Origin of the sequence: Allotabrizicola aquatica (SeqCode) (assembly GCF_965194375.1) — a bacterium.
Lineage (GTDB): Bacteria > Pseudomonadota > Alphaproteobacteria > Rhodobacterales > Rhodobacteraceae > Tabrizicola_A > Tabrizicola_A aquatica.
In genome coordinates this window covers 39,122-56,611 of the sequence record NZ_CBDAEL010000002.1, presented here as the reverse complement: position 1 = coordinate 56,611, position 17,490 = coordinate 39,122, and the positions used below count along the sequence as shown (strand labels likewise).

Below are 17,490 nucleotides of genomic sequence, written 5' to 3'. Positions count from 1 at the left end.
GGGGTCATCTTTTGCCTGCCTTCGCCTGCTCAATCGCCGCGACGGTCGCCGCAGGATTTGCCTGATACTTGATAAGATGCTTGTCGCCGCCTTGTGTCACGAGCTGCACCGCGCCCAAAAAAGGACGCGCCAGCTTGAGGGACGACAGCGGCACAATCCGCCCACCCGGCCCAATCAGCCGCCGGTTTGTCAGCTTCCAGTCCTCGGCCAAGGCTTCGGATCTGAGGTAGGCCGCGCGCAGGCCGATGGCCAGCACGGCCGCCACAGGGCCGACCCAAGGGGCCGTGTTGCCGCCGTAGACCAGCGCCGCGCCGGCAATCACACCCGCCACCAGCGCCATGATGACATGGCTGCGCCAATAGCCAGCCGGATCGGCACGGAACACGGCAATCAGCGTCTCATCTTGGTCCAGATGGACCTCGCGGCCAAGGATTGGATCACGGGTGATCTCAGCCATTGCGCCGCCCCCTCACACCATCACCCCGGCGGCCTTGGCGCCACGCTCGGCCCTCAGGTTGCGTGCCAGAAGGTCCATGCAGGCCATGCGCACGGCCACGCCCATCTCGACCTGCTCTTGAATGACGCTGCGGTTGATGTCGTCGGCAATCTCGCCGTCAATCTCGACCCCCCGGTTCATTGGCCCCGGATGCATCACGATCGCATCGGGCTTGGCGAAGGACAGCTTTTCAGCGTCCAGCCCATAGCGGTGGTAATACTCGCGTTCGGACGGGATGAACCCGCCGTCCATGCGTTCCTTCTGAAGGCGCAGCATCATCACCACATCCGCGCCTTCCAGCCCTGCGCGCATGTCGTCGTAAAGCTCGCAGCCAAACTCGCCCACACCAGCGGGCATCAGGGTGGGCGGCGCGATCAGGCGGATGCGGTTTTCCATCTTGTTCAGAAGGATCAGGTTCGAGCGCGCCACGCGGCTGTGGGCGATATCGCCACAGATTGCCACGGTCAGCCGCTGGATGCGGCCCTTTGCCCGACGGATGGTCAGGGCATCCAAAAGCGCCTGCGTCGGGTGTTCGTGCCGCCCATCGCCCGCATTCAGAACCGCGCAATCCACCTTCTGCGCCAGAAGGTTGACCGCGCCCGACGCCCCGTGCCGCACCACCAAAAGATCGGGGTGCATCGCGTTAAGCGTCATGGCGGTATCAATCAGCGTCTCGCCCTTTTTCACCGAGGAGGAGGCCACCGACATGTTCATCACATCCGCCCCCAGCCGCTTGCCCGCCAGTTCAAAACTGGCCTGCGTGCGGGTGGAGTTTTCAAAGAACATGTTGATCTGCGTCAGACCGGCCAAAGCGTCAGATTGTTTGACGGTGCGGCGGTTCAGATCGACATAGCGATCGGCGAGATCCAGAACCGTGGTGATTTCGGCGGGGGACAACTGCTCGATGCCAAGAAGATGACGGGCGCGGAAGGTGGTCATTGGCATCCCCCAAGGCATGTGTTGCCCGGCTTATAGAAAGCCCATGGGCAGGCGGCAAGCCGGGTTGTGGGAAAACGCCCCCCGGCCTAGGGTCTGGGCATGGGAATCAGAGACGACATTGCAGGCGATTGGCACGCAAGTCTGGCGGCATTGGCCTGGCATGTCGAGATTGGCGTTGATGAGGTCATCAGCGAAGCCCCGGTCAACCGCTATGACCTGCCCGAAACGACGCGCGCGCCTGCGGCGGTGGCCACGGTGGCTGCGGCCCCTCGTGCCGCCCCGGCCCCTGCACCTGTCCAACCGCAAGTGGATGCCGTCGAAGCGGCTCGCGTCGCGGCGGCGCGCGCCACATCTTTGCCCGAACTGCGCGAGATCATTGCGGGTTTTGATCTTTGCGATCTGAAAAAGGGCGCGCGAAACACGGTCTTTGCCGATGGCAACCCTGAGGCCCATGTGCTGATCTTGGGCGAGGCACCGGGCCGGGATGAGGATATCGAAGGCCGCCCCTTTGTCGGCGCTGCGGGCCAGCTTCTGGACCGGATGTTTGCCGCCATCGGCCTGTCGCGAGGTGCGGCTGAGCCTGAGCGCGCGATCTATATCACCAACGTTCTGCCGTGGCGTCCGCCCGGCAACCGTGACCCCGAACCTGCCGAAATCGCCATGATGCGCCCCTTTGTCGAGCGCCATATCGCGTTGATGAACCCCCGGGTGATCGTGGTTATGGGCAATACGCCGCTTTACGCGCTGACCGGGCAAAAGGGCGTGATGCGCGCCCGTGGCACCTGGACCTCGGCCTTGGACAGGCCCATGCTGCCCATGGTCCACCCGGCCTATCTCTTACGCAATCCGATTGCGAAACGTGAGGCTTGGGCGGATCTTTTGTCGCTGCAATCGCGGATCAGGGCGAAGAACTAAACCCTTGGAGCAGGGACGATCTCTGCGCCTTACGGCGCTACCCCTCCTTGCGCCTTACGGCGCGGGGCAACCCTCAATCTGAACGGCACGTGCGCCACCCAAGACCGTGAGCCGCAGCCCTGAGCGGTCCAGCGCAAAGGGTGCGCCGGTCGCGGCCACCATCTCGGCCACCGAGGTCAGGGTGCCGCCTTGACGTGAGGTCACCGCCTCACCCACCCAGATGGACCGGTCGGCAGGCTCCATCACCACCGCCTCTTCGCCGCTTTGCGCCGCAATCTCGACCGTTGCGGTCAGGCGTAGCCCGTCGGCGATCGGCTCGACCGCGCAGGTGACACGGCCCACCCCAGCCTGCGCCGCACTCGCTGGCTGGGCCTTCAGCGCGGTGCGAATGCCGCCCGGATCAGCGCCCGGCGCCACCAGATCAGCCGCAACCAACACCTCGGCGGGCATGCAGATGTCTTTGCAAATGCCCATACCGACGCGCGCGCGCAAAACCACCGGCTGGCCCGGCACCTCTGGCACCACCTCCAGCGGCAGGATCACGCCGCCATCATAGCCCACGGTTTGCATGCCGTTGGTGTGAAACACCACCGGGCTTGGCCAATGCACATAGACCGCTTTCACGTTCTGCGACCCTGACCAATCGAATTCCGGCGGAATTCCCGCCTCGCCGGGGCTGCGCCAATAGGTCTTCCACCCCGGCGCAAGCGCCAAGGACAGCCCGGCCATGTGATGCCCACTGTCCATCCGCCAACCCGGCAAAAGGTTGGCCTGCAACAGTTCATCCTGCGTCATGCCATGGGCTGGCAGGGCAATGGTCGCGGCAAGGAAAAGGGTGGCGGTTTTCATACCACCTTATTTAGGCAAGCCCGCCCATATTGGAAATCACGTTCCGGTCAGCCCTATGCAACAAACTGGCACTTGAGACCACTGCGCCGCAGGCCCACAGTCGTGCGGTGGGCTTTGGGTGTCGAATCGATGCAACTGACCGGCAAGTTCCTTGTGGCCATGCCCGGCATGGGCGACCCGCGCTTTGAAAGAAGCGTCATCCTGATCTGCGCCCATTCGGATGAGGGTGCGATGGGCCTCATCGTGAACAAGCGCGTGGAAGAGGTCACCTTTGGCGGCCTCTTGGACCACCTGAAGATTCCCCGCGCCCCCGAAGGCCGCGACATCGCGGTGCATTTCGGCGGCCCGGTCGAACGCGGGCGCGGTTTTGTCCTGCACAGCCGCGATTATCGTGGCGGCGCGGCGACCATGAAGATCGAGGGCGGCTATGGCATGACGGCGACGCTGGACGTGCTGGAGGCGCTAGCTCGTGGCACCGGCCCGCACCGCGCGCTTCTGGCCTTGGGCTATTCGGGCTGGGGGCCGGGTCAGCTGGAGGCCGAGATTGCCCGCAATGACTGGCTGACCGCCGAAGCGGATGCCGCCTTGGTCTTTGCCGAGGATGACAGCGCCAAATGGACCGGGGCGCTGCGCGGCATGGGGATTGACCCCATCAGCCTGTCGCCAACCTCTGGCCGGGCCTGACCTGCGGCGGCCAAGCCGCCCAAGATTTGACATATTGACCGCCTAAAAACTTGACTGAATTCATTGAAAAAGTTCCCGATGCGCGCTGCCCTTTTCATTGCCCTGCTTGTCGGCCTTGCGTGTCCCGTTCGGGCCGAGGAAAGCCGCCTGATCAGCCTTGAAACCTCGGATGCCGGGCAAGACTGGCAGGCGGTGGGACGGTTGAACCTTGGCGCGCGTGGGTTTTGCACGGGCGCGCTGATCGCCCCTGATCTGGTGCTGACCGCGGCGCATTGTCTTTATGACAAGGACACTGGCGCGCGGATTGATGATCGCGATATCGAATTCCTTGCCGGTTGGCGCAATGGCCGGGCTGAGGCGTATCGTGGCGTGCGCACCTCGGTCCCGCATCCCGATTACATCTATTCCGGGGCCGAAAGCCTAGACCGGGTGGCCTTCGATCTGGCGCTGATCGCGCTGGATCAGCCGATCCGCCTGCCGCAGATCACCCCCTTTGCAACCGATGTGCGCCCCGGCCGCGGCGATACCGTCGGCGTGGTGTCCTATGCCCAAGACCGCGCGGAGGCGCCAAGCCTGCAGGAAACCTGTCACGTCCTTGACCGCGCCCCCGAGATCGTCGTGTTTTCCTGTGACGTCGATTTCGGATCGTCCGGCGCACCGATCTTTGCCCTGCGCGACGGGCAGATGAAGATCGTGTCGGTCGTCTCGGCCAAGGCAGATGTCGAAGGCCAGCGCGTGGCGCTTGGGTCGGTCCTGACCCATACGCTGGATGTTCTGCAGGCCGAATTGGCCAAGTCGAACGGCTCCACCTTGGGGTCCGCCAAGGTGCGCGTCTTGTCGGGCGGTCAGGCCAGTGGGGCCAAGTTTGTGACGCCCTAGCGCAAACACACCTGCGCCCTCCAGCCAGACCGGTTTCGCACCTGCCCCAAGAAAGCGCCTGCTTGCTGATGTGCATCAGCAAAGGTTGCAGCGCATTCGGGTATCACAAAAACCGGGGCCCGAAACGCTGCTCACCCCAAGGCCCAACCCCGCACACCACAAACGCCACAAGGCGGGCAAGCCCCGTCTGGCCATGCGTTTTGGTGCCCCCAAATGCGGGCACGGGTCAGAAAAGGACATTCAGATGACCATGAAATACATCCTAGGTTGCACCACCGCCTGTCTGGTGCTTGCCACCTCCGCCTAAGCAGAAACCCCGGCAACCGCTTGGACCGATCTCAACCTCCGGGCTGGCCCGAACACCACCTATCCCATTGTGTCCGTGATTCCGGCCACGCAAAGCGTAATGGTCGACGGTTGCCTTGAAGCTGCCAATTGGTGCCGCGTCACCTATGACGGGGTCAGCGGCTGGGCCTCGGGCGATTATCTGACGGCCATGGTCGAACAGCCAATCGTGGTGCACCGCGAACGGCTGGCGGTCCAGACCATCACCTATGACGAAACCGCAGATGCCGCCGTTGGCGGTGGCGTGGCCGGAGCGGTGGCAGGTGCCGTTGTCGGCGGTCCGGTCGGGGCCCTTGTGGGCGCGGCCATCGGCGCGTCAACCGCAGCCGCGGTCACCCCGCCCGAGACCATCACGACCTATGTGCGCAGCAACCCGCTTGACCCCATCTATCTGGATGGCGAAGTCGTCGTGGGCGCGGGTGTTCCTGAACCTGTTATCCTTACCGAAGTTCCCGACAGCGACTATTACTATGCCTATATCAACGGCCTGCCCGTCCTGATTGAACGCGCAACCCGCCGGGTGGTGTATATCGTCCGCTGACCCAAAGCAGCCGCTTTGACACCCAAGCATGGCCAGCCGATCCCGAGCAAAGGGTCGGCTGGCCATGGCGCATCCGGCTTAGGCCAAGGGGTCTTGGCCCCTCTTGAAACCCGCCAAACCCCTTCCCACATCTGCAATGTCCCCGGTGCCATGATGGGCCGGGGCAATGCATCTGTCCGTGCCCGGTTTCGGGGCGGACGCTTTGAACATCGCTCTAGGAGGATGACCATGCGTAGCTTTGATTTTGCCCCCCTGTACCGTGCAACCGTCGGCTTTGACCGGATTGCCGACCTGATGGACCGTGCGCTGACCGCCGATGTGGCCCAGCCCACCTACCCGCCCTACAACATCGAAAAAACTGCGGAAGACACCTATCGCATCTCGATCGCAGTCGCGGGCTTTACCCCCGATGAGTTGTCGGTTGAGGTTAAGGATGCCGGCCTTGTCGTGACGGCCCGTAAGGCCCCCGAGACGGGTGAGAAAACCTATCTTCACCGCGGCATCGCCACCCGCGCCTTTGAGCGCCGCTTTGCGCTGGCCGATCATGTGAAAGTGTCGGGTGCTGTGCATGAGCATGGCATGTTGCACATTGATCTCTTGCGCGAAGTCCCCGAGGCGATGAAGCCCCGCCGGATTGAGATCAGCCGCCTTGGCACCGCCGAGACCCCGGCCATCGAAGGCAAGACGGTTGAAACCGTTCAGGTCTGATCGACCTACAAGACCGAAGACAAGCGGCCCGGGGCAGCCTGCTCTGGGCCGTTTCACATGGCCCCCAGCGATGAGCGGCCCAAGGCCGACGAGGCGCGATTTTTCTTTTTCCGCCGAACTGGTCAAAAGAAGATCATTCGACATAGGGGCCACCGATGGAACTTTTCCAAAAACCAGAACCCGCCAAACCCCGCAAGACCGCCCCCGCCTTGCGACCTGCCACCGCGGCGCTGAACGGCGGGCTGATGCCCAATCCGGTGACCGGGGCGATCCAGCCCGATATCTCGATGTCGGTGAACAATGTCTTTGCGCCCGGCTCGGCTGGGTTTTCGGCCGAAGGCGCGGACCTTGCCGACTTGCCCTTTCTTTACGCCCGCTGGACCAACCCCACCACCCGCGCGCTGGAGGCGCGGCTGGCAGCCCTTGAGGGGGCCGAGGATGCGCTGACCACCGCCACCGGCGTGGCCGCGATTGCCGCCACCTTCCTTGGCCTGTTGAAATCGGGCGATCATCTGATCGTATCCGAGGTCTGCTATGCCGGGGCGTTTGAGCTTGCCACCCGCATCCTGCCCGACTTTGGCATTCAGGTGACCCCGGTCAACCTCTCTGACCTTGAGGCCACCCGCGCAGCACTCAGGCCCAATACCCGGCTCATCCACGCCGAAAGCCCCTGTAACCCGATCCTGCGGCTGACCGATCTGGCCGCACTTGCCGCCCTTGCCCATGAGGCGGGCGCGCTTGTGTCGGTGGACAGCACGCTGGCCACCCCCGTCATCACCCGGCCGCTTGATCTGGGGGTGGATCTGGTGATCCATTCGCTGACCAAGTTCATGAACGGCCACGGCGACGCCTTGGGGGGCGCTGTGATCGGGCGCAAAGAGCTGATCTCGGCCTTGCGGGCGCGGTCGGGGGTGTATCTGGGGGCCACGCTTGCGGCGAATAACGCATGGCTCATCCTGCGGGGTCTGGACACGCTTTACCCCCGCATCCGCACCGCCTCGGCCAATGCCCAGCGTCTGGCGGGCTGGCTTGAGGCGCATCCGGCGGTCACCCGCGTGATTTATCCCGGCCTGCCCAGCCACCCCCAGCATGCGCTGGCACAGGCGCAAATGGCGCTGCCGGGCGGCATGATTGCCTTTCAGACCGCAGACCCGCAGGCCATGTCGCACCAGTTGGCCGACCGGTTGCAGATCATCCACTATGCCTTTTCTCTGGGTCACCAGCGGTCTCTCTGCGTGCTGATCCCGACCGAGGATATCCAGACCTCGACCTTCCGCATGCAAGGCCCATCCCTTGCGCGCTATCGCGATTGGGCGGGTGACGGTCTGTTCCGCCTGTCGGTTGGGCTGGAGGACCCCGAGGATCTGATCGAAGACCTCGCGCGCGCCTTGGGATAGACCCCAAAGCGCGCCCAAGCGGTGGCTTAGTAGATTAGCCCATCATAGACGCCAAAGGCCCCTGCAGTCGTGCCAAGATTGCGCGCCTGCCCTTCGTCGCGGGCATAGGCGACCACTGCCGAATAGGTGCCGGGCCCGAAAGACCCGTCGACACCACCCCGGTAATAGCCCCACTGTGCCAACCGGCGCTGGATCAAGCGACGCTCGGCGCGGGAATAGCTGTTGAAGGCTTGGGCCAAGGGCGTGCGGTAGATCGATTGCGCCTGATGCACGGGTTTGACGTGGCCCTGCCCGTGGTAATAGCGCGGCTCATCCGGCACGACGCGGTACACCGGCGCGGGCGGCTCATGATAGATCGGCGCCCGGTCGCGGCGGGCATCATCAATGATCGCCTTCAAGACCAGCGCCCCCACGGCCCCTTTCAGCGTGTCCTGCTCGCGCTGGCCCCACGCGGCGGCGGGGGCGGCCGCGCCAAGGGCGATGGAGAGGGCGGTCACAGTGGTGACAACGGCGGTGTGAAGCTTTGGCAGCATTTCGGTCATCCTTTCGGTTCTGGGCGTTCGGGGTTTGGCCCGACAGCCGCGTGATGACCAAAGGATGCGCGGCAAACTGCCCGCTAGGCAAAATCGCCGCTTTGCTAGGGGATAACCGGCGCAAAATGCGCCCTAAACCTGCGTGACAAACCGCCCTAAACGGGTCCCTCGGCCAGACAGGCCGCCAGCCGCGCCAAGCCCTCGTCCAGCCGCACCGCAGCGCCTCCGCCCACGCCAAGACGGATATGGGCGGGCTCGTCATAGGCGGTACCGGGCAACAGGAAGGTGCGGTAAGGGGCCGCCAGAAGCCGCCGGGCAAAGGGCTCGCCCCCCTCGCCCTTTAGCCGCGCAAGGCCGATCAACCCGGCCTGAGGCCGCACCCATGACAGCCGCGGCTGATTGGCGATGAAGGCGTCCAACTGCGCCAAGGTCGCTGCGCCCGCGGTCCGCGCCCGCGCCAAGGCGGGCCCCAGCCGATCAGGTCGCAGCGCAATCTCGGCAATATGCTCGCCAAGGATATTCATGATCTCAGACGAGTTTTCCCGCAGGATCACCGCATCCATCACCATCTGCCGATCCCGGCAAATCAGCCAGCCGGTGCGCAGGCCCTGTAGACCCAGCCCCTTGGACACCGACCCCGTGGTGATGCCGCGCGGATAAATCCCCGCGATGGACGGCGCCCGCGCGCCCTCCCACTCCAGCCCGGCATAGACCTCATCGACGATCAGCCAAGCACCAACCTTGTCAGCAATCGCCGCGATCCGGTGCAACTCAGCCTCGGTCAGAAGCTGACCCGTGGGGTTGTTGGGGTTCGACAGGAAAATCAACTTGGTTTTCGCGGTCACCGCCGCCGCCAATTCGTCCAGATCCAGACGCCAGCCGTTTTCCTCGCGCCGCTTGACCAGCCGCAGATCGGCCCCGATGCCGCGTGCCATCACAGCGGCCTGCGGCCAGCCGGGGGTTTCGGTCACAATCTCATCACCCGGGGCCAAAAGCTGGCGAAAGCACAGGTAATTCGCCTCGGCCGCGCCTGCGGTGATGAGCACATCCTCAGGGTTGCACAGGCCCGCAAGCCCCGCCTGCGCGATCACCCGTTCGCGTAAGGCGGGCAGGCCCTGAAAGCTGACCCCGTTCCAATCCAAGACCAGATCGGGCGAAAGGTCGGGCAAAAAATCCCCCAAGGTCGGCGATTGCGACAGCGAAAAGCCCAAGACACATTCCGGCGGCTCCTCGCCGGCGGTTTCCAGCAAGTATTCGAAGAGCTTGTGAATCGTGACTTTCACCGCACATCCCGCCCTTGGTTCAGGATGATGACATTGCCCGAGGACACATCGCCCATGGGCGAGATCAGGAACCCCACCCATCCGGCGATCTGGTCGGGCTGCATTGCATGGCCATGTGGCATGGCCGAAATGGCACGGGCCAGAACGTCTTCGGTCAGCACGTTGAACAAGGGCGTTTCTGTCATGGCCGGTGCAAGCGAATTGCAGGCGATCTTGTCGCGCGCATAGCGGCGCGCCAGATCCTTGGTCAGCGTGTCCATCGCGGCCTTCGACGCGCGGTAATGCGGCGGATCGAAGACATCAAAGTTATAGGCCCCGTTGGACGAGATATTGACGATCTTGCGCACCCCCGGCCGCCCCTCCATCGCCTTGACCGCCTGTTGGCAACAATGAAAAGCCGACGAGAAATTGACCGCCATTTGGCGGTCCAGTTCATGCGCCGGGATATTGGGGAAGTCGGACATGAAACAGGTGCCGGCATTGTTGACCAAGGCATCAACCCCGCCAAAGCGGTCGGTGATGCGGTCAAAAAGATCAGCAATCGCATCGGCGTCGGTCAGATCGCAGATCTCGGGATGAAAGCGGTCACGGTCTGCGGCCATGGCCAAAAGCGCCGGGCCGTCGATATCGACGCCCACGACCTGCAAGCCGTCCTCGATCAACCGATCCGAAATCGCCCGGCCCATCCCGCCTGCGGCCCCGGTTACAACAGCAATGCGTGTCATGGTCTTCCCCCTGTTTGGGCGGAGGTTAAGCCTTGTCATCGGAAATGCAAACGGGGCCCGAAGGCCCCGTTTTCCACCCTGCCGATCCGATCAGATCGAGAGGCAGACGTATTTCATTTCCATGTAATCCTCGATCCCATGGTGGCTGCCTTCGCGGCCAAGGCCGGACTGTTTCACACCGCCGAACGGCGCGACTTCGGTCGAGATCAGGCCAGTGTTCACGCCAACCATGCCGTATTCCAGCGCTTCTTGAACGCGGGTGATCCGGCCGATGTCGCGGGCGTAGAAATACGAGGCAAGGCCAAAGATCGTGTTGTTGGCCAGATGAATGACCTCTTCCTCGGTCTCAAACTTGAAGAGCGGTGCCACCGGGCCAAAGGTTTCTTCGGTGGCCACCTTCATGTCATTGGTCACGCCGGTCAGCACAGTCGGCTCAAAGAACGTGCCACCCAGCGAATGGGTCTTGCCGCCGGTCAGCACCTTACCGCCGCCCGAGATCACATCCGAGATGTGCTCCTGCACCTTTTCCACGGCGTCCATGTTGATCAAGGGGCCGGTCGTGATGCCCGTCTTCAACCCGTCACCCACGTTCAATTTGCCCACCGCCGCCGCGAGTTTGGCGGCGAAGGCATCATAGACGCCCGCCTGCACATAGATGCGGTTGGCGCAAACGCAGGTCTGGCCGTTGTTGCGGAACTTGGAGATCATCGCGCCTTCAACCGCCTTATCAAGGTCGGCATCATCAAACACGATGAAGGGCGCGTTGCCCCCGAGTTCCATCGAGCATTTCAGAACCTGATCGGCGGCCTGACGCAGTAGGATGCGGCCCACTTCGGTGGAACCCGTGAAGGTCAGTTTCCGCACGCGCGGGTTTTCGCAGAATTCCTTGCCGATGTCCGAGGAGCGCGACGAGGTGATGACCGAGAACACACCCTTCGGCACGCCCGCGCGTTCGGCCAAGACGGCCATCGCCAGCGCCGAAAGCGGGGTTTCAGCGGCGGGGCGGGCCACAATGCCGCAGCCTACGGCCAAGGCCGGGCCAACTTTGCGGGCGATCATGGCGTTGGGGAAGTTCCACGGCGTGATCGACGTCGCCACGCCGATCGGCTGCTTCAAAACGGTGATCCGCTTGTCACGCTGGTGGCCGGGGATGGTTTCGCCGTAAACGCGCTTGGCCTCTTCGCCAAACCATTCGATGAAGGACGCGCCATAAAGCACTTCACCCTTGGCCTCGGCCAAAGGCTTGCCCATTTCGGCGGTCAGGATGGCGGCCAGATCGTCGGCGTTTTCGACCATCAGATCGAACCACTTACGCATGACAGCGGCGCGCTCCTTGCCGGTGCGGGCGGCCCATTCGTGGCGGGCCTTGTCGGCCACCTCAATCGCGCGTTTGGCATCTGCGCGGGTCATGTCGGCCACATTGGCAATCACGTCACCCCGCGCGGGGTTGGTTACGGCAAAGGTCTTGCCATCGGCGGCATTGACCCATTCACCTGCGATATAGGCCTGCTCTACCAGCAGGCTGGGGTCTTTCAGGATAGAACGCAGGTCTGTTGCGGAATCGAGCATCTGGGCCTCCCATTTCTCGGCTGGTCATGCAATGCCTGCTTGAGCGCAAAAAGTCCAGTTCCGGGGCAGGGTCTGGACTGAAATTCGGCAGTCAACTGGAGCCACCCGATGACCGATCTCAGCCGCGATTACATGAATTCCGCCTTTATCCCGGACGGAGACAGCTTTTATGCGCGTTGGCAGGCGCAGGCTGCGGCGTTTTGCGACCAGATGGCGAAGCGATCCACGCTGAACATTCCCTATGGACCGGACGCGCGGCAGGCGTTTGATCTCTTTCGCCCCGAAGGCATGGCGCGTGGGTTGATGGTGTTTGTCCACGGCGGATATTGGCTGGCCTGCGGTCGTGAGGATTATTCGCACCTCGCTGCCGGTGCTTTGGCGCGGGGCTGGGCCTGTGCGTTGCCGTCCTACACGCTCGCCCCCAACGCGCGAATTGCGGCGATGACGGACGAGATTGCCGGGGCGGTGCGTGCGGCTTCGGCCATGGCCGCGGGGCCGGTGGTGGTGACGGGCCATTCTGCGGGCGGGCATCTGGCGGCGCGCATGGGCTGTGCGGGTCTTGTGGTGCCGGTGGCGCGGGTGGTGCCGATCTCGCCCTTGGCCGATCTGGCCCCCCTGATGCAGACCGACATGAATGCCACCTTGGCAATTGACCCGGCTGAGGCAGACCGCGAAAGCCCGGCGCGATTGGCGCTGCGGGCCGGGGTGCAAGCCCATGTCTGGGTTGGCGGGCAAGAGCGCCCGGCCTTTCTGTGGCAGGCGCGCACCCTGTCGGAAGCGTGGAATTGCCCGTGGACCGTGGAGGCAGGTCGCCACCATTTCGATGTGATCGACGGTCTGACAGACCCGAACTCGGCGCTCATGGCGGCCTGTCTCGACGGTCTTTAACCCGCCGCGCGTCGAGCCCTTCGGGCACTCCTTGCGGGTCATCGCGCCTGCGAAAAAGATCCGCGTTACTGCCCGTCAAAAGCCACCAGGGCGGCAAGGTCAATCTGGGCCAAGAGCGCCTGCGCCTTGGCGGCCTCGCCCACAGCCTGCAGCAGAACCCGGTTGTCGAGGAGTGCCATGGTCGTCAGGCCGTCTTGCTCGAGAAACGCGACCCCGTTGATCTCAATCGTTTTGCCCATCATCGCCACCATCTGCGGATCTGACAGAATGGGCACAAAGCTTTGCACCATCATATTGTCCGCATAGGCCGAGAGCGTCACGGTCATCCCTTGGGCATCGGAATAGGTCGCCTCGGCCCCCGCGCCGCCGCCCATCATCGCCATGCCTTCCGCCATGTCGGGCGTGTCCTCACGCGTCCAACCTTCGGGCGCGGGTGGGAAATGGGCGCGCAGAAGATCGCTTTGGCGCGCCGAAATCTCACTGGCCGCGGTGGCGATTTGCGCGGCGGCGGTGTTCAGATCGCCCGCCGCATAAGCGGCGCTGGCCGCCGCCAGCGCATCGGCAACCGTGTCCGCCTGAACCGGGGCTGCAAGAGCCATGGTCAGGGGCAAAAGGGCGCAAAGGGCGTGGCGCATCGGGCAAACCTCATAAGGCCATTGAACAGACTATCGCCAAGAAGGCCCCCGCGCGGCAAGCCGGAAAAGCCCGGCTGCCCCCTTTATTCCTGGGCCCGCAGCACGCCTGCCGGACGCGCAGCCAAAGGCCGCCAGACAAAGGCCAGCCCTGCCAAAAGCGTGGCCCCGATGCCGCCCAGCACAATGACCAGCGCCGACGTGCCGTCAAAGACATAGTCGCTGTCCATAACCAAGGTCAGCACCGCCCATCCCGCAACGGCCCCGGCAAAGATCGCCACGACCCCCGCAGCCGCCCCCATCAAGACCGACCGCAGCGCGAAGCTGAGAAGGATGCGCCCACGTTCGGCCCCGATCACCTTGAGCACCGCCGCCTCATAGACCCGCGCGCGCTCGCCCGCTGCCGCCGCACCAATCAGCACGACAAAGCCGGTGATCAGCGTGGCCATGGCGGCCAAAGTGGTGGCTTGGGCAATCGCGGTCAGCGCCTCGGTCACCCGGCCGATGGCGGCCTTGACGCCAATGGCGGTGACATTGGGAAAGGCCTTGGCCAGATCGCGCAGGATGCCCGCCTCGGCCTCGGCATCGGCGTAGACCGTTGCGATATGGCTGTGCGGCGCGCCTGCGACCGAGGCAGCATTCAGCGTCAGCACAAAGCCCATGCCGCCGCTGGAGAAGTCCACCTCGCGGAAGCTGGTGATCTCGGCCTCGATGTCGCGGCCAAGGACGTTGACGGTGATTTTATCGCCCAGTTTCAGGCCCATCTCCTCGGCTTCTTCGGCTGCGAAGGAAATTTGTGGCGGGCCGTTATAGCCTTCGGGCCACCATGCGCCTGCCACCACCTTGGTGCCTTCGGGCATGGCGTCGGCATAGGTGATGCCCCGGTCACCGCGCACCACCCAGTGATTGCCCGCGACCTTTGCCGCATCCTCGCCGTTGATGCGGGCCACCACACCGCGCATCATTGGGGCGGTCTGCACCTCGGTCACCGCCGCATTGGCGCGGACTTGGGTAAGGAAGGGATCAATCTGGTCGGGCTGGATGTCGACAAAGAAATAAGACGGTGCCTTTTGCGGCAGATCGCGCGCGATGGCGCTGCGCAGGTTGCTGTCGATCTGACCGACGGCGGCGAGCACCGATAGACCAAGGCCCAGCGCCATGACGACCTGCACGGTTTCGGCGCGCGGTGCGCCGACCGAGGCCAGTGCCAACCGCAACGACACCCGCCCCCGCAGGGGCCGCGACCGGGCCAGACGCCGCGCCAACCGTGACAACCCATAAGCCGCAAGCGCCAGCACCAAAAGCGCCCCGGCCACACCGCCCGCCGTGCCCAAGGCCAGTGAGGCCACGCCCGAGAACACCACCGCACCCGCCACCAAAAGCGCAGCCAGAATCACCGTCGCCGCGATATAGCGTTTGCGCGGCCATTGCCCGGCACTTCCCCCGCGATAGAGCGCCGCCGCCCGCACCCGTTCGGTCTGCGCCAAGGGCCAGAGCGCGAACAGAAACGCCGCCACCACGCCATAGAACGCGGCCTCGATCACCGGACGCGGATAAAGACCGATATCGGCCTGAAACGGCAAAGCAGCCTCGATCAGACCTGAAAAGCCAACGGGCAGCCCGACGCCTAGGATAAGCCCAAGCCCGACGCCAAGGCCCACCAGAACCGCAATCTGCATCAGATAGGCGGTGAAGATCAGCCCGCCATCGGCCCCCAGCGTGCGCAAGGTGGCGATGGTGGCAATCTTGCCCTCCAGATAAGCGCGCACGGCGGATGCCACGCCCACCCCGCCAACCGCGAGCCCGGCAAGCCCGACAAGGATCAGGAACGACCCGATCCGTTCGACAAACTGCTCCACCCCCGGGGCGGCACGGCGGCTGTCGGACCAGCGCAAACCGCTGTCGGCAAGGGCCGTTTCGGTGGTCGCCTGCAGCGCCGCCAAATCGGTGCCCGTGGGCAGCACCATGCGATATTCGCTGTCATAAAGGGTGCCGGGCGCCAGAAGACCCGAAGTCGCCAGATCCTCCAGCCGCACCAGCGTGCGCGGGGCCAAGGCAAAGCCGCCCGTCGCGCTGTCAGGTTCGCGCAGCAAAAGCCCGCGCAGGGTGAATTCGGCGGTGCCGAGCGTGAAGGTGTCACCAGCCACCAGCCCCATCTGGGCGGCCAGAACCGGGTCCATCACCGCGCCCTGGTCGGCCAGCGCCTGATCCAGCGGCAGATCGCCGTCCAACTGAACCGCCCCAATCAGCGGATAGGCCCCGTCAACCGCCTTCACCTGCGTCAGCACGCGCGCCTCACCGGCGACGGCCATCGAGCGGAAATCGACAACCTCCGAGACCGCAGTGGCAATGCTGTCAAGATAGGCCCGTTCCTCGGGGCTGGCGAAGCGGTAGGTGAATTCGACCTGCGCATCGCCCCCCAAAAGGACCGCGCCCTGCTCGGTCAGGCCCGCCTGAATGGCCGCGCGCACGGTACCCACGGCGGCAATGGCAGCCACGCCCAAGGACAGGCAGGCCAGAAACACCCAAAAGCCGCGCAAGCCGCCGCGCAATTCGCGCCGGGCAATCGACCATGCCAATCTGGGCGACAGGCTCATGCCGCGGCCTCATCAACCCGGCCATCGACCAGCCTTACGATCCGGTCACAGCGCGCGGCCAGTTCCGGCGCATGGGTCACCAGAACCAGCGTCGCGCCGTGGCGGTCGCGCAGGGCAAAGATCAGATCCATGATCGCAGCGCCATTGGCGCTGTCGAGGTTGCCTGTCGGCTCATCGGCCAAAAGGATCGCCGGGCGCGGGGCTGCGGCGCGCGCCAAGGCCACGCGCTGCTGCTCGCCGCCCGACATCTGGGCGGGGTAATGGTGCATCCTTGCGCCTAGGCCCACGGCGGAAAGCTCGGCCTCGGCGCGGTCAAAGGCATCGGCGACCCCCGCAATCTCCATCGGGAGGGCCACGTTTTCCAAGGCGGTCATCGTGGGGATCAGGTGAAAGCTTTGGAACACCACCCCCATCCGGCCCCGACGGAACCGCGCAAGCTGATCTTCATCCATGCCGGTCAGATCCTGCCCCAAGGCGGCAATCTGGCCCGAGGTTGCCCGCTCTAGCCCGCCCATCAGCATCAGCAGCGAGGATTTGCCCGACCCGGACGGCCCCACCAGCCCAAGGCTTTCGCCTTGCGTGACATTCAGCGAAATACCCTTAAGTATCTCCACAGGCCCGGCATTGCCCTGCAAGGTCAGACCGACATCTTTCAAGGCCAGAACGGTATTCGACATGATCCACCTGCGATTGCTCTTAGTCACATATGCGCCGGTGCGCCTGATCCGCAATGCCGCGACTGCATTCTTTTTCGTGAGCTTGTCCGTCCTGGCCCTTCCGGCGCAGGCCGAACCCGTCACGCTTGTCGCCTTGGGTGACAGCCTGACCGCAGGCTATGGCCTGCCGCCGGATCAGGGCCTTGTGCCGCAACTGCAAAGCTGGCTGACCGCGCAAGGGGCCGAGGTGACAGTGGTGAATGCAGGCGTCTCGGGCGATACCACGGCGGGGGGGCTGTCGCGGCTCGACTGGTCTTTGACGCCCGAAACGGATGCGCTGATGGTGACGTTGGGCGGCAATGACATGCTGCGCGGTCTGCCGCCCGAGGAGGCGCGGGCGAACCTGTCGGCGATCCTTGAGGGTGCCAAGGCCAAGGGACTGCCGGTGTTTCTGGTCGGCATGGAGGCGCCGGGGAATTACGGGGCCGAATACAAGGCCGCCTTTGATGCGATCTATGCCGATCTTGCGGCTGAGTTTGGCGCGACGCTTTACCCGTTTTTCTTCCAAGGCATGACCGAGGGCAACTCGGACCCCGCCGCGATGCGGCCCTTTATGCTCGAGGATGGTATTCACCCCAATGCCGAAGGCGTGGCCAAGATCGTCGCCGACCTTGGCCCAGCGCTGCAGGCGTTTCTGGCCGCTCATCGTCCCTGAAAGCCTGCCGCTTTCAGGGATCTTCGCGAGGTGCCGCGATGAATGACCTTGGGGCAGGCCCCAAGGTCTTGAAGAGCATGGGGGGCTTGAAGAGCGCGGGCGATTGGCAGAACACTGGTTCACCATAACGCGACAGGCC

Annotated in this window: 18 protein-coding genes and 1 pseudogene; 9 read left to right on the top strand and 10 right to left on the bottom strand. The window is 64.2% G+C overall.

Going from position 1 to position 17,490, the window contains the following annotated elements:
• Positions 1-4 precede the first annotated feature (4 nt).
• Complete coding sequence (locus tag AC72UB_RS03010) at positions 5-457, bottom strand: hypothetical protein (protein ID WP_505188453.1); 453 nt, start codon at positions 455-457, stop codon at positions 5-7.
• Positions 458-469: 12 nt separating this feature from the next.
• Complete coding sequence (locus AC72UB_RS03005; protein ID WP_463290853.1) at positions 470-1,435, bottom strand: aspartate carbamoyltransferase catalytic subunit; 966 nt, start codon at positions 1,433-1,435, stop codon at positions 470-472.
• Between the two features lie 99 nt (positions 1,436-1,534).
• On the opposite strand from AC72UB_RS03005, the gene AC72UB_RS03000 reads away from it, so the two are divergent.
• Entirely contained in the window at positions 1,535-2,350 is an 816-nt protein-coding gene (locus AC72UB_RS03000) for a uracil-DNA glycosylase (protein ID WP_505188452.1), read from the top strand.
• 54 nt (positions 2,351-2,404) lie between these two features.
• On the opposite strand, the gene AC72UB_RS02995 is transcribed toward AC72UB_RS03000, so the two are convergent.
• Positions 2,405-3,199 carry a protein-disulfide reductase DsbD domain-containing protein gene (locus AC72UB_RS02995; protein WP_505188451.1) on the bottom strand — a complete coding sequence of 265 codons (795 nt, stop codon included), beginning with the start codon at positions 3,197-3,199 and terminating at the stop codon, positions 2,405-2,407.
• A 129-nt stretch (positions 3,200-3,328) separates the two neighbouring features.
• Between AC72UB_RS02995 and AC72UB_RS02990 the strand changes: the two genes are divergently transcribed.
• From AC72UB_RS02990 to AC72UB_RS02965, 6 genes and pseudogenes are all read left to right on the top strand, one after another.
• Positions 3,329-3,883, top strand: coding sequence for a YqgE/AlgH family protein (locus AC72UB_RS02990; RefSeq protein WP_463290856.1), 555 nt, complete (start codon positions 3,329-3,331; stop codon positions 3,881-3,883).
• Between the two features lie 78 nt (positions 3,884-3,961).
• Positions 3,962-4,762 carry a trypsin-like serine peptidase gene (locus AC72UB_RS02985; RefSeq protein WP_505188450.1) on the top strand — a complete coding sequence of 267 codons (801 nt, stop codon included), beginning with the start codon at positions 3,962-3,964 and terminating at the stop codon, positions 4,760-4,762.
• A gap of 346 nt (positions 4,763-5,108) precedes the next feature.
• A pseudogene (locus AC72UB_RS02980) lies at positions 5,109-5,243 on the top strand (SH3 domain-containing protein); the annotation flags it as partial.
• Between the two features lie 15 nt (positions 5,244-5,258).
• Entirely contained in the window at positions 5,259-5,648 is a 390-nt protein-coding gene (locus AC72UB_RS02975; protein WP_505188841.1) for a DUF1236 domain-containing protein, read from the top strand.
• Between the two features lie 228 nt (positions 5,649-5,876).
• A complete protein-coding gene (locus AC72UB_RS02970; RefSeq protein WP_463290859.1) occupies positions 5,877-6,356 on the top strand; it encodes an Hsp20 family protein in 480 nt (159 codons plus the stop codon).
• Positions 6,357-6,511: 155 nt separating this feature from the next.
• Entirely contained in the window at positions 6,512-7,753 is a 1,242-nt protein-coding gene (locus AC72UB_RS02965; RefSeq protein ID WP_505188449.1) for a trans-sulfuration enzyme family protein, read from the top strand.
• 26 nt (positions 7,754-7,779) lie between these two features.
• Here the strand turns inward: AC72UB_RS02965 and AC72UB_RS02960 are convergent, their stop codons facing one another.
• The 4 genes from AC72UB_RS02960 to AC72UB_RS02945 all read right to left on the bottom strand — a co-directional run bounded on the left by AC72UB_RS02960 (position 7,780) and on the right by AC72UB_RS02945 (position 11,863).
• Positions 7,780-8,286, bottom strand: a complete 507-nt coding sequence (locus AC72UB_RS02960) for a peptidoglycan-binding domain-containing protein (protein ID WP_463290861.1) — start codon at positions 8,284-8,286, stop codon at positions 7,780-7,782.
• A gap of 155 nt (positions 8,287-8,441) precedes the next feature.
• Positions 8,442-9,569 carry an aminotransferase class I/II-fold pyridoxal phosphate-dependent enzyme gene (locus AC72UB_RS02955; RefSeq protein WP_505188448.1) on the bottom strand — a complete coding sequence of 376 codons (1,128 nt, stop codon included), beginning with the start codon at positions 9,567-9,569 and terminating at the stop codon, positions 8,442-8,444.
• The gene (locus tag AC72UB_RS02950) at positions 9,566-10,294 is read right to left on the bottom strand and encodes an SDR family NAD(P)-dependent oxidoreductase (protein ID WP_505188447.1); all 729 of its coding nucleotides are present in this window, start codon (positions 10,292-10,294) and stop codon (positions 9,566-9,568) included. The genes AC72UB_RS02955 and AC72UB_RS02950 overlap by 4 nt, the downstream gene beginning before the upstream one ends.
• A gap of 90 nt (positions 10,295-10,384) precedes the next feature.
• On the bottom strand, positions 10,385-11,863 hold the full coding sequence (locus AC72UB_RS02945) for an NAD-dependent succinate-semialdehyde dehydrogenase (RefSeq protein WP_505188446.1): 1,479 nt from the start codon (positions 11,861-11,863) through the stop codon (positions 10,385-10,387).
• Positions 11,864-11,971: 108 nt separating this feature from the next.
• Between AC72UB_RS02945 and AC72UB_RS02940 the strand changes: the two genes are divergently transcribed.
• Entirely contained in the window at positions 11,972-12,751 is a 780-nt protein-coding gene (locus AC72UB_RS02940; RefSeq protein WP_505188445.1) for a hormone-sensitive lipase, read from the top strand.
• Positions 12,752-12,816: 65 nt separating this feature from the next.
• Here the strand turns inward: AC72UB_RS02940 and AC72UB_RS02935 are convergent, their stop codons facing one another.
• From AC72UB_RS02935 to AC72UB_RS02925, 3 genes are all read right to left on the bottom strand, one after another.
• Positions 12,817-13,350 carry a hypothetical protein gene (locus AC72UB_RS02935; protein WP_505188444.1) on the bottom strand — a complete coding sequence of 178 codons (534 nt, stop codon included), beginning with the start codon at positions 13,348-13,350 and terminating at the stop codon, positions 12,817-12,819.
• 119 nt (positions 13,351-13,469) lie between these two features.
• Positions 13,470-15,980 (bottom strand): ABC transporter permease, encoded by a 2,511-nt coding sequence (locus tag AC72UB_RS02930; RefSeq protein WP_505188443.1) that lies wholly within the window; start codon positions 15,978-15,980, stop codon positions 13,470-13,472.
• The gene (locus tag AC72UB_RS02925; protein ID WP_505188442.1) at positions 15,977-16,657 is read right to left on the bottom strand and encodes an ABC transporter ATP-binding protein; all 681 of its coding nucleotides are present in this window, start codon (positions 16,655-16,657) and stop codon (positions 15,977-15,979) included. Before AC72UB_RS02925 ends, AC72UB_RS02930 begins: the two co-directional genes overlap by 4 nt.
• On the opposite strand from AC72UB_RS02925, the gene AC72UB_RS02920 reads away from it, so the two are divergent.
• A complete protein-coding gene (locus AC72UB_RS02920) occupies positions 16,656-17,351 on the top strand; it encodes an arylesterase (RefSeq protein ID WP_505188441.1) in 696 nt (231 codons plus the stop codon). The genes AC72UB_RS02925 and AC72UB_RS02920 overlap by 2 nt on opposite strands.
• The last annotated feature ends 139 nt before the right edge of the window (positions 17,352-17,490 follow it).

Excerpts from the sequence above, each read along its gene's own strand:
- AC72UB_RS03000 (WP_505188452.1), top strand. The coding sequence starts at position 1,535 with ATGGGAATCAGAGACGACATTGCAGGCGATTGGCACGCAAGTCTGGCG.
- AC72UB_RS03010 (WP_505188453.1), bottom strand. The coding sequence starts at position 457 with ATGGCTGAGATCACCCGTGATCCAATCCTTGGCCGCGAGGTCCATCTG.
- AC72UB_RS02930 (WP_505188443.1), bottom strand. The coding sequence starts at position 15,980 with ATGAGCCTGTCGCCCAGATTGGCATGGTCGATTGCCCGGCGCGAATTG.
- AC72UB_RS02965 (WP_505188449.1), top strand. The coding sequence starts at position 6,512 with ATGGAACTTTTCCAAAAACCAGAACCCGCCAAACCCCGCAAGACCGCC.
- AC72UB_RS02935 (WP_505188444.1), bottom strand. The coding sequence starts at position 13,350 with ATGGCTCTTGCAGCCCCGGTTCAGGCGGACACGGTTGCCGATGCGCTG.
- AC72UB_RS02920 (WP_505188441.1), top strand. The coding sequence starts at position 16,656 with ATGATCCACCTGCGATTGCTCTTAGTCACATATGCGCCGGTGCGCCTG.
- AC72UB_RS02985 (WP_505188450.1), top strand. The coding sequence starts at position 3,962 with ATGCGCGCTGCCCTTTTCATTGCCCTGCTTGTCGGCCTTGCGTGTCCC.
- AC72UB_RS02990 (WP_463290856.1), top strand. The coding sequence starts at position 3,329 with ATGCAACTGACCGGCAAGTTCCTTGTGGCCATGCCCGGCATGGGCGAC.
- AC72UB_RS02975 (WP_505188841.1), top strand. The coding sequence starts at position 5,259 with ATGGTCGAACAGCCAATCGTGGTGCACCGCGAACGGCTGGCGGTCCAG.
- AC72UB_RS02995 (WP_505188451.1), bottom strand. The coding sequence starts at position 3,199 with ATGAAAACCGCCACCCTTTTCCTTGCCGCGACCATTGCCCTGCCAGCC.
- AC72UB_RS02940 (WP_505188445.1), top strand. The coding sequence starts at position 11,972 with ATGACCGATCTCAGCCGCGATTACATGAATTCCGCCTTTATCCCGGAC.
- AC72UB_RS02950 (WP_505188447.1), bottom strand. The coding sequence starts at position 10,294 with ATGACACGCATTGCTGTTGTAACCGGGGCCGCAGGCGGGATGGGCCGG.
- AC72UB_RS02945 (WP_505188446.1), bottom strand. The coding sequence starts at position 11,863 with ATGCTCGATTCCGCAACAGACCTGCGTTCTATCCTGAAAGACCCCAGC.
- AC72UB_RS02970 (WP_463290859.1), top strand. The coding sequence starts at position 5,877 with ATGCGTAGCTTTGATTTTGCCCCCCTGTACCGTGCAACCGTCGGCTTT.
- AC72UB_RS02925 (WP_505188442.1), bottom strand. The coding sequence starts at position 16,657 with ATGTCGAATACCGTTCTGGCCTTGAAAGATGTCGGTCTGACCTTGCAG.
- AC72UB_RS02960 (WP_463290861.1), bottom strand. The coding sequence starts at position 8,286 with ATGCTGCCAAAGCTTCACACCGCCGTTGTCACCACTGTGACCGCCCTC.
- AC72UB_RS03005 (WP_463290853.1), bottom strand. The coding sequence starts at position 1,435 with ATGACCACCTTCCGCGCCCGTCATCTTCTTGGCATCGAGCAGTTGTCC.